Source organism: Niabella sp., from assembly GCF_030150205.1.
Taxonomy (GTDB): domain Bacteria; phylum Bacteroidota; class Bacteroidia; order Chitinophagales; family Chitinophagaceae; genus Niabella.
The window spans coordinates 92445-105561 of the sequence record NZ_JASLGT010000030.1 but is presented as its reverse complement, the minus strand read 5'-3'; the positions used below and the strand labels follow the sequence as shown (position 1 = coordinate 105561).

12 protein-coding genes and 1 tRNA gene are annotated in these 13117 nt (G+C 47.5%); 7 read left to right on the top strand and 6 right to left on the bottom strand.

Going from position 1 to position 13117, the window contains the following annotated elements:
* The 4 genes from Q1V85_RS22475 to Q1V85_RS22460 all read left to right on the top strand — a co-directional run bounded on the left by Q1V85_RS22475 (position 1) and on the right by Q1V85_RS22460 (position 4417).
* Complete coding sequence (locus Q1V85_RS22475) at positions 1 to 1059, top strand: hypothetical protein (RefSeq protein ID WP_300603554.1); 1059 nt, start codon at positions 1 to 3, stop codon at positions 1057 to 1059.
* Between the two features lie 5 nt (positions 1060 to 1064).
* Entirely contained in the window at positions 1065 to 2651 is a 1587-nt protein-coding gene (locus tag Q1V85_RS22470; RefSeq protein WP_300603552.1) for a glycosyl hydrolase family 28 protein, read from the top strand.
* A 15-nt stretch (positions 2652 to 2666) separates the two neighbouring features.
* Positions 2667 to 4118, top strand: coding sequence for an acetylxylan esterase (locus Q1V85_RS22465; protein ID WP_300603549.1), 1452 nt, complete (start codon positions 2667 to 2669; stop codon positions 4116 to 4118).
* A gap of 225 nt (positions 4119 to 4343) precedes the next feature.
* Positions 4344 to 4417 (top strand) — tRNA-Asp (locus tag Q1V85_RS22460).
* Positions 4418 to 4722: 305 nt separating this feature from the next.
* On the opposite strand, the gene Q1V85_RS22455 is transcribed toward Q1V85_RS22460, so the two are convergent.
* The 4 genes from Q1V85_RS22455 to Q1V85_RS22440 are packed head-to-tail and all read right to left on the bottom strand — an operon-like array spanning position 4723 to position 7373.
* Entirely contained in the window at positions 4723 to 5412 is a 690-nt protein-coding gene (locus Q1V85_RS22455; RefSeq protein WP_300603547.1) for a DUF1080 domain-containing protein, read from the bottom strand.
* 52 nt (positions 5413 to 5464) lie between these two features.
* Positions 5465 to 6235, bottom strand: a complete 771-nt coding sequence (rlmB, locus tag Q1V85_RS22450; protein WP_300603544.1) for a 23S rRNA (guanosine(2251)-2'-O)-methyltransferase RlmB — start codon at positions 6233 to 6235, stop codon at positions 5465 to 5467.
* A gap of 24 nt (positions 6236 to 6259) precedes the next feature.
* Complete coding sequence (locus Q1V85_RS22445) at positions 6260 to 6784, bottom strand: DUF4112 domain-containing protein (RefSeq protein WP_300603541.1); 525 nt, start codon at positions 6782 to 6784, stop codon at positions 6260 to 6262.
* A gap of 31 nt (positions 6785 to 6815) precedes the next feature.
* The gene (locus tag Q1V85_RS22440) at positions 6816 to 7373 is read right to left on the bottom strand and encodes an NUDIX hydrolase (RefSeq protein ID WP_300603538.1); all 558 of its coding nucleotides are present in this window, start codon (positions 7371 to 7373) and stop codon (positions 6816 to 6818) included.
* A 199-nt stretch (positions 7374 to 7572) separates the two neighbouring features.
* On the opposite strand from Q1V85_RS22440, the gene Q1V85_RS22435 reads away from it, so the two are divergent.
* Both Q1V85_RS22435 and Q1V85_RS22430 read left to right on the top strand, forming a co-directional pair.
* Positions 7573 to 8184: a superoxide dismutase family protein gene (locus Q1V85_RS22435; protein ID WP_300603535.1), complete on the top strand. Its 612-nt coding sequence runs from the start codon at positions 7573 to 7575 to the stop codon at positions 8182 to 8184.
* A 182-nt stretch (positions 8185 to 8366) separates the two neighbouring features.
* Positions 8367 to 9704 (top strand): saccharopine dehydrogenase C-terminal domain-containing protein, encoded by a 1338-nt coding sequence (locus tag Q1V85_RS22430; protein WP_300603533.1) that lies wholly within the window; start codon positions 8367 to 8369, stop codon positions 9702 to 9704.
* A 352-nt stretch (positions 9705 to 10056) separates the two neighbouring features.
* Here Q1V85_RS22430 and dapA read toward each other — a convergent pair whose 3' ends face one another.
* Together dapA and Q1V85_RS22420 are read right to left on the bottom strand one after the other, a co-directional pair.
* Positions 10057 to 10947, bottom strand: a complete 891-nt coding sequence (dapA, locus tag Q1V85_RS22425; protein WP_300603530.1) for a 4-hydroxy-tetrahydrodipicolinate synthase — start codon at positions 10945 to 10947, stop codon at positions 10057 to 10059.
* 121 nt (positions 10948 to 11068) lie between these two features.
* Positions 11069 to 12043: an acetyl-CoA carboxylase carboxyltransferase subunit alpha gene (locus tag Q1V85_RS22420; protein ID WP_300603527.1), complete on the bottom strand. Its 975-nt coding sequence runs from the start codon at positions 12041 to 12043 to the stop codon at positions 11069 to 11071.
* Between the two features lie 217 nt (positions 12044 to 12260).
* Between Q1V85_RS22420 and Q1V85_RS22415 the strand changes: the two genes are divergently transcribed.
* Positions 12261 to 13115 carry a polysaccharide biosynthesis/export family protein gene (locus tag Q1V85_RS22415; RefSeq protein WP_300603524.1) on the top strand — a complete coding sequence of 285 codons (855 nt, stop codon included), beginning with the start codon at positions 12261 to 12263 and terminating at the stop codon, positions 13113 to 13115.
* The last annotated feature ends 2 nt before the right edge of the window (positions 13116 to 13117 follow it).

The following is a 13117-nucleotide window of genomic DNA, read 5'->3' as shown; positions in this document are numbered from 1 at the left end:
ATGATGAACCATTTTAACCGCAGAACCTTTATAAAAAATACGGCGCTGGCTTCCGCCTCGCTGGTACTTACGGCCGATAAAAAAGCGATACAGGCACGTACCGGCGGCAAGCTCTTAAACGCATATTATCTGCGCGCTCATATGTATACCATTGTTCCCCGGCAGGTTCAGGAAGATATGAAATGGATGGCCGGTCACGGCACGGATGTGGTCAGTATCGGCATCCTGGAGCAGGACCTGCATTCGGCCGTTGAGAACGTCCAGATCATTGCAGAAGCTGCAGCCAAAGCGGGACTGGGTCTGTACGTGGTGCCCTCCCGCTGGGGGGGTATGCTGGCCGGCGCTCCTAAAGTTCCCAGTGTTTTTTCTGTTTTAAACCCGCAGACCTGGATCTTAAAAAAAGACGGTCGCCCCGCTACCAATAATATTACAGGTGTCATCAGCAGCGTGCACTACCCGGAGACAATGGACTTTTTTAAAAGCTCCATCGATAAGATCATGAGCCTTTGGAAGGTGAACGGCATTATATGGGATGAACCCAAATCCTTTGTGATGGATTATTCACCCGCAGCCCTTGAAAAACTGGGAGCCACCGCCACTTTACAGGACCATGTAAAAGCCGTTATCCGTTTTTACGCGCAGGTCAACGATCACATCAAACAAAAATACCCGCAGGTTGCTACTTCCATGTTTGGGTACGCGAACTTTGAAGACTTGATCGTGCACGAAGCCGCACAAACAAAAAACCTGGACTACTTTGGTTGCGACGGGCGTCCCTGGCGTAATGAGGACGGCGGCAAACAGGAAGGCGCGGGAAAAGTACTGTTAGGCGCCGGCGAACGCTTTCTGGAAGCCGCACACCGGCAAAATAAAAAAAGCCTGTGGCTGATAGAAAACCACAATATGGACGATGCGGACGTTGCGCTGATGGAGAAGCGTTTTCCGGAACTGCTGTCAAAGAATATAGATCAGCTGATCTACTATTATTATCCCCGCAATATCCGTAATCCGGATAAGGCCATGAAAATAATCGGCCGGTATATAAAAAAGTTCAAATAAAAGCTATGAAACAGTTTTGTTTTTTAATCGCGTTCACTATAGGTATTACCACCCATGCGCAATGGAAGGCTTATAGCCCAACACCAGGTATGATCAAAAGCAGCGCGTTCAGATTACTTGTTAACGGAACCGAAGTGCCCGTAGAAGCTTTTAAAGATATTCATTATGCTCGCTTTGTTATAGAGGGAAAGATAACCGTTGAAGTACAGGTAGCTGCTGATGTTCCCAATTTTACGCTAAGCCCCCGGAGCTATAACATAGCAGTAGAGCAAGCCGGCAATAAGCTGCGTTTTTCGATAGACCGGCCGCGGAAGCTGATCCTGCAGGTAGGGCCTCAGCAGCAAAAGCTGTTCCTGTTTGCTGACGCACCGGAGCAAGACGCTCCGCAATTGACCGGAAAAAATGTGATCAATGTAATGGATTTTGTTACTGATGCCAGCGGCCGCACCCTGCAGACCCAACAGCTGCAGAAGGCGATTGATAGAGCAGCTGCCCTTAAAGCGATCCTGTATGTACCCAACGGAACCTATCGCACCGGCACATTGGTGTTGCGCCGGGATGTACAGCTTTATCTCCGGGATGGGGCATTGATACAGGGATCGGATGATATTAACGACTACAACGATAACGGTGACAATAAAACCGGGGTCATTACCCGGGGCCGCGGGGCCCTTATTTATTTTGACCGGGCCGATGATGCAAAAATTTACGGGCGGGGTGTGCTGGCCATATCGGGCACCGCCATCAAAAACAAAACAGGCATTAAAATACGCGTCATCAATGTACGAAGCAGCAACAATGTGACTATAGAGGATATCATTATCCGCGATTCCGGCGGGTTTACCGTGCACCTGCAAAACTCCAATAAGCTTTTAATGAAAGGATATAAGATCATCAACGATATTACACTGCCCAATGAAGACGGTACGGACCCTGATGGATGCAATGGTGTAGTGATCGATGATGTATTTATGTACACCTCTGATGATGCCATTGCGGTAAAGGCCGATCATCAGCCCTGCGAAAACATCCTGGTACAAAACTGTGTGTTTTGGACGGTCAAATCGGCCCTTAAAGTAGGCTCCGATCCTGCTTTTGGAGCAAAGAATATAACCTTCAGCAACAATGATGTGGTGCATGCCGACCGCGCCCTGGCCGTTTATGCCAGTGCCGGAAAGGTAGATGGTGTCCGTTTCATCAACAATAAATCCGAATTTATCGGAGGCAATGCCAAGCGGCAACTGATCGTTTTCCAGGTAAGCAATGCCAAAGAGGACAATACGGATACCCGGCGCCGTGGCATCGGGTCTATTAAGAATATAGAAGTGATCAACTATACGGCCTACCACCAAAGTGAACGCCCCAGCCTTATTTCAGGAACAGTAGCCAAAGACGGCACCCTTCATAAAGTTTCCGGCGTGTTGTTCCAAAACCTGGTCATCGAAGGAAAAAAATGCCTGTCGCCACAGGAAGCCCGTATCATTACCACTCCCAAACAATTGCCGGCAGATCCCAATATCCCGGACAAGGACCAAAAAGCCACGCCGTTAAAGAAACCGTTGGAGGCAACGGAAAATATTCGGTTTTTATAAATAATCTTCATTGCCATGATCATAAAGAAAGTAACTCCCATTTTGTTATGGATGCTTCCGTTCCTGGAAGCCGGCGCACAAAGCCCTGAAGCAGTGTACCAGCAACCGTTAAAAACAGTCCTGGAAAAGATCCAGCAACAGTATAAGGTAACGCTGGTTTATGAAGATAAAAATATAAAGGACAAAGTCGTTAATTATGCCACCTGGCGCCTGGTACCGGATGTAAAAACCACGCTGGATAATGTGCTGAAACCGTTGGACCTGGTATATAAACAAAAGGGGAGCAATGAATTTGAGATCTCTAAATACGAGTACTTCAGGCGTTCTGAAGCCGAGGGACGGCAGCACCTGGACCAGCTCCTGAAACAGTATACGGATGCCACTGCTTTTGACCAACGCAGGACCGGTCTCAGGGCTTCTATTTTTGCGGCATTGGGGATACAACCACAGTTGGAGCGCCCGCCTTTACATACCATTACCGGTGCTAAAAGAAAGATGAAAGGCTATACCGTAGAAAATGTTGCCTTTGAAAGCCTGCCGGGTTATTATGTTACAGGAACACTTTACACCCCCGATCACATAAAGGGAAAGATACCGGTGATCCTATCGCCGCACGGGCATTTTTACAATAAGATTGACGTATCCATTCCTAATGAAAGAGGCCGTTACCGGCCGGATATGCAATACCGATGCGCGGCACTGGCGAAGATGGGCGCTGCTGTATTCAGCTATGATATGTATGCCTGGGGCGAGTCCGTGCTGCAAACCGGCAACAAATCCTGGCATCGCACCGGCTTTGCCCTTGCCATGCAAACCTGGAACAGCATGCGGGTACTCGACTTCCTGCTGGGCCTTTCCTATGCAGATCCTGCCCGGGTGGGCATTACAGGAGCATCGGGCGGCGGCACCCAAACCTTCTTACTGGCGGCACTGGACGACCGGGTTACAGCAAGTGCGCCGGTGGTAATGGTTTCCTCTGCATTTTATGGAGGATGCCCCTGCGAAAGCGGTTTGCCCATTCATGAAGGATGTAACGAAGTAAAAACCAATAATGCAGAGATTGCGGCGCTGTTTGCCCCCAAACCACAGTTGGTGATCTCCGATGGAAACGACTGGACGCAATCTGTACCCGGTACCGACTTCCCTTACCTGCAAACTGTTTATGGCTTTTATAACCAGCGCCCGGCCGTCCGCAATGTGCACCTGCCCGATGATGAGCACGATTATGGTTTTTCAAAAAGAGTACCCATGTACCGGTTCTTTGCAGACGTATTTGGTTTAAATATAAAACCGCTGCTCAATGCCGCCGGAAATATCGACGAAAGCAATATTACCATTCAACCCGCAGAGCAGTTGTTGTCATTTGGTCCGGATGGGAAACTGCCGTCCGGCGCTTTACATACACATGCCGCAATTGTAGCTGCTTTTAACCGGTTTCACCAGGCACATCACCCTGCAGGAAATTAATCCAAACCAGCCTCAAGCTGTTCCTAAAGTTCGGAATGCTTTCAACTGTTGTTCGACGCCTGTTTATTATAATCTACGGGAAAATATTTTTACATTTTGTATAAAAAAAATGGGAAAAAGTTTTGACAGGAAAAAAGCATAGCCTATATTTGCACTCCCAACGGAAATAATACAAGAATCAGTATCTCAGTTGGTTAGAAAGAAAGTTCTTTATTAAAAATAGTTGGATCGGTAGTTCAGTTGGTTAGAATGCCGCCCTGTCACGGCGGAGGTCGCGGGTTCGAGTCCCGTCCGGTCCGCAAAAGCTCCTTTTTAAGGGGCTTTTTTTATGCCCATAACCGGATGACAATATCAATACCAACAACTATGTATCGGATCCGGTTGAATACCTGGATGTTTATAAATTAAGGATAAATTTTAGCGGGTCTCAACAGGAAAAGGCGCAGGAAATACGCTCCCGCGGGATAAAAACTAGGAATCCGGTTGGCATAATAAAAGAAAAATTGCGCTTTCATATATAGCACAACCTGTCTTTGGCAACCTGGCAGCTTCCAAGGTATTGGATTTTATACAATCAAAAATGCTACCGTTAAAATAAGGAGCCTTATAACTCCCGTACCCGGATATTGCGGATCCGCACCTCTGAATCGTGTCCCAGAAACGCAATATGTCCTTTTTCATATAACAACCGGGGATCCTTAGCCAGCGTAGCTGCCGGCAATGCCTTTACATCGGTGTCGAGAATGGTTTCCCCGTTCAGTACAATTTTTATTTTAGAACCCCGTACCGTAACCTCCTGGAAGTTCCACTCCCCTGTGGGCTTTAACCCCTTCCGCTTTGCGGGCACATATCCATACAGTGATCCATGGTACTGGTAGGGTTTGAGCGCCTTGTATACCGCAGCATCATTATCCAGGATCTGCAATTCGATTCCGTCATAGCCCTTGGCACCTTCTACCAGTTTATGATGAAAGCCCAGGCCATTATTTGCCGCCGGCGTCAACAGGAACTCAAAGCGAAGGATACAATCGCGGTATTCGTTCCGGCTGTATAAATTGCCATAACCTTTTGTTTTTTTAACAATGGCATTTTCACGCACTTCATACTGGTTATTTCCATCGATCCAGTTGTTTAATGAATGGCCGTCAAACAAGGATACGAACCCCTCCTTCTGCTCTTTTCGGGATAATACATTTACATCCGCCCCGGCCGAAGGAGCGTTTTTGGGGGAACAACTAAATAGGGTAAACCCGATTAACAACAGCAAGAGGTTTTTTGGGGTGCAAATGCTCATAACAAAGTTTTGATGATATAGATATAAACGTAGACAATACTTATAGCAATCATTATGCTTTCATCCGTTGCTGCATGACCTCATACAGGATCATGCCGGTGGCAACCGATACATTCAAGCTTTCAAACTGGTTCTGCATGGGAATAGAAATGGCGGTATCGCATATTTTCAGCAGGGCCGGGTAGATCCCCTTCTCTTCGCTTCCCATTACAATAGCGGCCGGGACGCTAAGATCGGCCTTGGCCACGGGAATCGCCGCTTCCATGGCACTGGCAAATACCGTAACACCATTCAGGTGCAGTTCATCAACGGCTTTCATCAGACTGTTGACCCTGCATACGGGAATTTTTTCCAAGGCTCCGGCGGAGGTCAGGATCGCATCATCGTTCAAAGCGCCTACCCCTTTATCCGGTATAATGATCCCCTGCACCCCGCAACACCAGGCGGTGCGGGCAATGCCGCCAATATTGCGTACATCTGTAATACCGTCCAGTATTAAAAATAACGGAACCGTACCGCTCTCGATCACAAAAGAAAGCAGGTCCTGCAGGTTCTGGTAAATGATCTTTGACTTTTGCGCCACCACTCCTTCATGGTTGCCTACATTAAAATGCGCCAGCCGGGCCGCAGGCACATAGTTTACCGGTACCTGTTTGGCAGCCGCCAGCCGGCGGATATCCCCCGTTACCGGGTCTTTCAATTGCTGGTCAAGATAGATACGGTCCAGTGCATCGCCCTGTTCCAGCGCCTGCAGTATGGCTTCCCGGCCAAAAACCAGGCTGGACTTCTTGGGTCTTTGTTGTTTTTTTCTAAAATCTTTCACCACGCAAAGAAAAGAAAACCCGTCTTAAAAATTCATTTTTAATACCGGCGATTTTTGATCCCACTCCAATATCCACTGCAGGAACTTAACAGCCAGTATCACCAGCAGTACCAACACGGCTCCCGCCACCAGCAAAACCGTAAGAATAACCGATCCTGCACTGCCCTTATGTTTCCCTTCCGTATAGTGTTCTGTAAGCAGCTTCAGGTTGCGGGTATTGGCTTTATAAACAAAATCGAAGACCCATCCCAGTACGGGGATGGCGCCCACAATCGCATCGAAGGTGGCGTTCACCACCATTTTGGCCACCAGCTTGCCCGATGCGCCATACTGCGCCATGGTAATGATGAGCCCGATCGACATCAGGTAGCCGCTTACATCGCCCAGCACCGGTATAAAATTTAAAATCGGGTCCAGTCCGAATTTAAAGCCGCCAACCGTAAACTGCTCGTCCATCAGTTTGCTGATCGTTCTTACTGTTTTCAAGCGGGGATCCGTAGCCACCGCTATCTCCCCTGGGGATAATGACCGGTTTCGACGTTTTATCATTGCTCTATAAGATATTTATTTGCACGGGCAACTATACCAGCATGCCCTGGTACTGCAGCAACGCTGCCTTCTGAAAAGCAGCCACGGAAATCGCATCGGTAATCACACCTGTTTCCACCATTTCCAGGGCCTCATCTAACGGAAGTTTGCGAATGGTGAGCTGTTCGGTTTCCTCCGGATCGGGCGTTTTCTGAACCAGGCCGGTAGCCAGGTATATGATCGCCAGCTCATCCGATACCGAATTGGATAAATGCATACGCAGCAACTCCTTCCAGTGCAATGCTTCCAATCCGGCTTCTTCCAGCAGCTCCCTCCGGGCACTTTCAAGCGGATCACTCCCTTCCGGACATCCGCCTTCGGGGATCTCCCAGGTATAGGCATCAATGGCAAAACGGTATTGCCCGATCAGGTAGGTATGCTGATCCTTGTCCAATACCAGGATCCCGATGGCAATATTCTTAAAATGCACTTTTCCATAGATCCCCTTTCCTCCCGCAGGATTGATCACATCAAATTCCGTTACATTGATCCAGGGATTATCATATACTTCCTGTTTTCCCAATACCTTCCATGGATTTTCCATCGTCATCACGCCTGTTTTTTGAATGCTAAAATTAACGATTATTATTCCAGTAAGCGGCCTAAAACCGGGCCAAACTAACCGGGACCGTTTATCATTTATAAAAACTAAATGACAAATCTGAAAAACGCCGGCTCCGTTTATAACAATAATTCAGTTAGTTTTGCGTATTAATAGTGAACAACTTAACACTTTAAAAATAATGATTATGAAAAAAGTTTTCTTCTCCGCCGGTGTTGCCGCCCTGCTTGTACTGGGATCCTGCGGAAACAACGCTTCGGAAAAAAGCGGAGCCGACTCTACCGCAGCAGCCCAGCCGGATACAACAACACCAGCAGCCCCTCAAACCCCTGCTCCCGAAGGAACAGCAGTAGCTGTGGCCAACTTACAGCTGACCAGCGACAGCACCCGGAATATCGGAACTGCAAAATTTTATAAGCTGGGCGATGGAAAGATCCGCCTGGACCTGGAGATTAATATGAAAGAAAGGGCCGACAGCAATGTGGCTGTACATTTTCACGAGCATGGGGATTGTGGTATGAAGGGTGAAAACTCACATGGTCACTGGAATCCAACAAAATCAAATCACGGTCAATGGGGTTCTGCTTCTTTCCACTCCGGTGATATCGGCAACATCCAACTGGATGCATCCGGCCACGCAACAAAAAGCGTAACCACTGATCTGTGGAGTGTGGAACCAGGCGAGAAAGAAATCATCGGACGAGCCATTATCGTACATGGCGGTACAGATGATTACAAAACCCAGCCCACCGGGAACAGCGGTCCCCGCGTAGGATGTGGGGTGATCACCAAGCTTTAATCAACCATTTTTTATTTACAGAGGCGGTCTCAGATTTGAGACCGCCTTTTTTTATGAGGCAGAATAAAAATTTTAATGCCACAAATAAATCACTCAGCAACCTGTTGCATGATTTTTTTCCCGCTGCCAGTTCCTGTTTAGCAGACCAACGGTATTCCCAGGAATTGTTTAACTTGTAGCATATGAAAAAGATCCTTCTTTTCGGGGCCGGCAAATCGGCAACGGTGTTGATCCGTTACCTGCTGGATCATGCAGCACAGGAGCACTGGCAGCTGACCATTGCCGAAGCAAACCTTGAACTGGCACAAAGCAAGCTCAACAATCATCCGGCAGGAAAAGCCGTGGCCGTACATACAGAAGATGCATCGCTAAGAAAATCGCTGATCACCGAAGCCGATATCGTTATTTCAATGCTGCCACCGGCCCTGCATATGCTGGTAGCCCGGGATTGCCTGGATATCGGCCGCAACCTCTTAACCGCTTCTTATATCGACGAAGCCCTGCTTCAGCTAAAAGAAACGATTGAAGCAAGGCAGCTTTTATTTCTTTGTGAAATGGGATTGGATCCCGGTATTGATCATATGAGCGCCATGCAGCTCTTTGATCGCATCCGCAACAAGGGTGGCATCATCACCGGCTTTCAATCGCATTGCGGAGGACTGATCGCCCCAGAGCATGATAACAATCCCTGGCACTACAAGATCAGCTGGAATCCCCGGAACATTGCGCTGGCGGGCGCTGCTGGCGCCGTTTATAAAGAAAACGGAGCAGTAAGAGAAATTCCTTATCACACTGTTTTTGAAAACTGTCCCATACTCCATATCCCATCCCTGGGAAACTGGGCCTGTTATCCTAACCGCAATTCGCTCACCTATATCCCGGTATACCAGTTGGAATCGGCGGCCACTGTTATCCGCACTACCCTCCGGCATCCCGATTTTTGTATTGCCTGGAACTTTATTATAAAGGCCGGACTGTCTACAGTTACCGATACCACACTTGTTACCAGCTACCGGGGCCGGTCTGTTGCGGAATGGTTTACGGCCTGTTTAAATTTTTATACGCGTTGCCAAACCTTTAATGATTTTTTAAACCGCTATGTACCGGAAGCGCAGCAACAACTGGTAAATACCCTGTTCCGCTACCTGGGTTTACTGGATGCCGTTCCCATTCCGCCGCAGGCCGTTGTGTCTGCCGACATTCTTCAATACCTGATGGAAACCAGGCTGGCATTGGCCCCCGGCGACCACGATATGATCCTTATGGTGCATGCGGTCACCTACCGGCTGCAGGAGCAGGAACGAAAGATAACCAGCACTCTGATCGTAAAAGGTACCGATGCCGGGCATACGGCCATGGCTAAAACAGTAGGCCTCCCATTGGGCATCGCCACGAAGCTGATTTTAAGGGGACAGATCCGGACAACCGGGCTGCAGATCCCGGTCATAAAAGAAATTTATACGCCCATCCTCGCCGAACTGGAACAAAACGGGATCCGGTTTACTGAAGAAGATCTTTGATAATGAACCGCGATCAAAATTGTCATTATAGCATTTCATTAAGCAGCCGGTATGCAGCACGTGAGTTCTTCTAATATAGGAGTCCAAAAAGGACAATGGTATTCATAAACAATATCCAAATACAAAGCCTGACGGGCCCAAAACCATTTCGCCTGTTTTGTTTCCATCGGAACAATCTATTGGTAGCGGGGTTACGGCCGAAGATCATTGGGTGTGCCGTAGGTACACCCGATAAAGATAATATTGACGCCGGTTCGTTATGAACTTCCAACCGGCCGTTGAGGATCGAAGGGCCATCATAATAAAAAAGGCCTCCATCAGGAGACCTCTACAAATAATATCAACAGCGGTATTAACCAGCAATAGCTGCCATCAGCTGATCGATATGCGCTTCATGCGCCTGGCTGACAGGTACTACCGGCAACCGCATCACATTCTTGCAATAGCCCATTTTATTCAGCACATATTTTACACCGGAAGGGCTTCCTTCTTTAAACAGCGCATCTACCATATCCAGGTATTTCAAATGCAGGGGGCGTGCTTCTTCAAATTTACCCGCCAGGCAAAACCGCACCATCGCTGCATATTCCTTTGGATAGGCGTTGGCTACTACGGAAATCAATCCGCTGGCACCGCAGGCGATCATCGGAAGCGTAATGGCATCGTCACCGCTGATTAGCATAAAGTCTGCCGGCTTGTTCTTCATGATCTGGTTGACCTGCTCAAAACTGCCGGAGGCCTCTTTTGTAGCAAAGATATTTTTACAATCATGTGCAATGCGTAGGGTTGTTTCAACCGATACACTCATCCCGGTACGGCCCGGTACGTTGTACATAATGATGGGCAGCGGCGCCGCATCATTCAATGCTTTATAATGCTGGTAAATCCCTTCCTGCCGTGGCTTATTGTAATAAGGCGACACAGAGAGGATGGCATCATAACCATCCAGCTTCATATTTTCAAAGGCCTCCAATACCTCACGGGTATCATTGCCCCCCACACCGGCCACCAGCGGCACCCTGCCGGCAGTTACCTGCTTTACAAAATCGAATACTTCCTGCTCTTCTTCGCGGGTTTGTGTAGCACTTTCACCCGTTGTACCTATCGCAACAAGGTACTCTACTTTATTTTCAATCCAGAAATGGATCAGCTTTTCAAAACTGGCCCAATCGATCGTACGGTCTTCATTAAACGGAGTAACAATAGCAATACCTGTTCCTGTAAATTTTTGTTGTAATGACATTTATGTAAGAGATATTAAACGTTAGATATTAAATATTGGAAACTGGATGCGAATGGGAAATTTAAACCAGAATAGACCACTATTGTCTATTGACCATTGCCTATTCACTATTATCTATTGCTTATTTATATTCTTCCCAGAATCCCATCTTTGAAAATTTTTCGATCCGTTCATTCACCCGTTTCTGCGGATCGATGGGTCTTAATTCTTTCAGTGATGCGATCAGTTGTTTTTTAAGATTAGCCGCAGCAATGGCATAATCCCAGTGGGCACCACCATCTGGTTCCGGTACAATTTCGTCTATAAGACCAAACTCCTTCATTTTGGAAGATGTCAGCTTCAGTTGTTCCGCGGCTTTCATCTTAAAGTCCCAGCTACGCCATAAGATCGTTGAGCAATTTTCAGGGGAAATAACGGTATACCAGGTATTTTCCATCATAAAAACGCGGTCGCCCACGCCAATACCCAATGCTCCACCGCTGGCCCCCTCACCAATGATCACACAGATCACCGGCACTTTCAGGCGCATCATTTCATAAATATTGCGGGCGATAGCTTCCCCCTGGCCTCTTTCCTCAGCCTCAAGGCCCGGAAATGCACCCGGTGTATCTATTAAAGTAATAACCGGTTTGTTAAATTTCTCTGCCAGTTTCATTAACCGCAGCGCTTTCCGGTATCCTTCCGGGTTCGCCATTCCAAAATTCCGCAGCTGGCGCTTTTTAGTATTGGAACCTTTTTGCTGACCAATGATCATAACTGTTTGTCCGTCAAGTGTCGCAAAACCGCCTACCATGGCCTTATCATCCTTAATATTGCGGTCGCCGTACAGTTCCACATAATTATCCGTCATCAGCTCAATATACTTATGAGTATACGGGCGGTCAGGATGCCGGCTTAACTGAACACGCTGCCAGTCAGTAAGATTCCGCGTAATGCTTTTACGCGTTTCTGCCACTTTTTGTTCCAGCTGCATTACCTGATCAGAAAGATCGATCTTGGTTTTCTCTGTACGTTCTTTTGTTAATTCAATTTCTTCCAAAAGGTCCTTAATCGGCTTTTCAAAATCTAAAAATTGTCTAACCTGATCTTGTGGCATAATTTTTTCTTCTTAATACGCGTCGAAATTAAGAATTTCTGAAGGATAACCTGAAATTTTAGCTAAAAACATTCAGTCCTATTTTTCGGGCCCTCCCTGACATATCGTTAAAACGCATGTGTAACAGGGTATAAACAAAACATTTCTAAAAAAAGCGGTACTTAAATGTTGCAACGTTATCTTTGCAGCATTCAATGCCCTCGAAACCTCGATATTTATGAAAATATTCGAAAACGCCCCCTATAAACCCAAGGATGGAGTATACCCTTTACTCACATTCCTCTTCGTATTAATTGTAAGTTCCTGCAGTACGAACAGGAATCTTGTGTACTTTAACAATCTTCCCCCGGGAGGCGATACCGCTCAGATTGTCAATAAAATGAGCGCAAAAATTGAAAAAGGTGATGTGCTTGGAATTACGATCACCACACTAAGTCCGGAATACAACCAGCTTTTTAGCACCGGCACTGCGCCCCAGGCGCCCGTTTCCGCTGCGCCCGTTTCCACTACCGCAACTACAGCTGGGATCAGCAATACGAACGCAGACGCAGCGCGGAATGGGTACCTGGTGGATGAGAACGGGCAGGTGAATCTTCCTGTGCTGGGCAAAATTGATTTATTAGGACTTACCCGAAAAGAAGCGCAGGATAAGATCACCGCAGAAGTGGCCAAAACCGCTAAAACGCCTATTGTTAATATCCGCTTTCTCAATTATAAAGTAACCGTGATCGGTGAGGTAACCCGCCCGGGCTCTTTTAATGTTCCGGATGAACGGGTGAATGTTCTGGAAGCCCTCGGTATGGCCGGAGACCTTACGCCCTATGCCATCCGCGAAAATATACTGGTGATCCGTGAAAAAGAAGGTACCCGTACCATGCAGCGGATCAACCTGGCAGATAAGAATGTGTTTAACTCGCCTTACTTCTATCTGCAACAGAATGATGTAGTATATGTGCAGCCCGAAAATACGCTGAAGGCCCGGCAGGCTGACGCAAGCAATTACCGGTGGATCCCCATTGCTACAGCAGGGATCACGGCCGTTGCTGTAATCCTGGCTTCCCTGCTCCGCTAATG

What these genes read in the sequence shown, in the direction of transcription:
- Q1V85_RS22475 (WP_300603554.1), top strand. Translation starts at nt 1, where the DNA reads ATGATGAACCATTTTAACCGCAGAACCTTTATAAAAAATACGGCGCTG.
- Q1V85_RS22470 (WP_300603552.1), top strand. Translation starts at nt 1,065, where the DNA reads ATGAAACAGTTTTGTTTTTTAATCGCGTTCACTATAGGTATTACCACC.
- Q1V85_RS22465 (WP_300603549.1), top strand. Translation starts at nt 2,667, where the DNA reads ATGATCATAAAGAAAGTAACTCCCATTTTGTTATGGATGCTTCCGTTC.
- Q1V85_RS22455 (WP_300603547.1), bottom strand. Translation starts at nt 5,412, where the DNA reads ATGAGCATTTGCACCCCAAAAAACCTCTTGCTGTTGTTAATCGGGTTT.
- Q1V85_RS22445 (WP_300603541.1), bottom strand. Translation starts at nt 6,784, where the DNA reads ATGATAAAACGTCGAAACCGGTCATTATCCCCAGGGGAGATAGCGGTG.
- Q1V85_RS22440 (WP_300603538.1), bottom strand. Translation starts at nt 7,373, where the DNA reads ATGACGATGGAAAATCCATGGAAGGTATTGGGAAAACAGGAAGTATAT.
- Q1V85_RS22435 (WP_300603535.1), top strand. Translation starts at nt 7,573, where the DNA reads ATGAAAAAAGTTTTCTTCTCCGCCGGTGTTGCCGCCCTGCTTGTACTG.
- Q1V85_RS22430 (WP_300603533.1), top strand. Translation starts at nt 8,367, where the DNA reads ATGAAAAAGATCCTTCTTTTCGGGGCCGGCAAATCGGCAACGGTGTTG.
- dapA (WP_300603530.1), bottom strand. Translation starts at nt 10,947, where the DNA reads ATGTCATTACAACAAAAATTTACAGGAACAGGTATTGCTATTGTTACT.
- Q1V85_RS22420 (WP_300603527.1), bottom strand. Translation starts at nt 12,043, where the DNA reads ATGCCACAAGATCAGGTTAGACAATTTTTAGATTTTGAAAAGCCGATT.
- Q1V85_RS22415 (WP_300603524.1), top strand. Translation starts at nt 12,261, where the DNA reads ATGAAAATATTCGAAAACGCCCCCTATAAACCCAAGGATGGAGTATAC.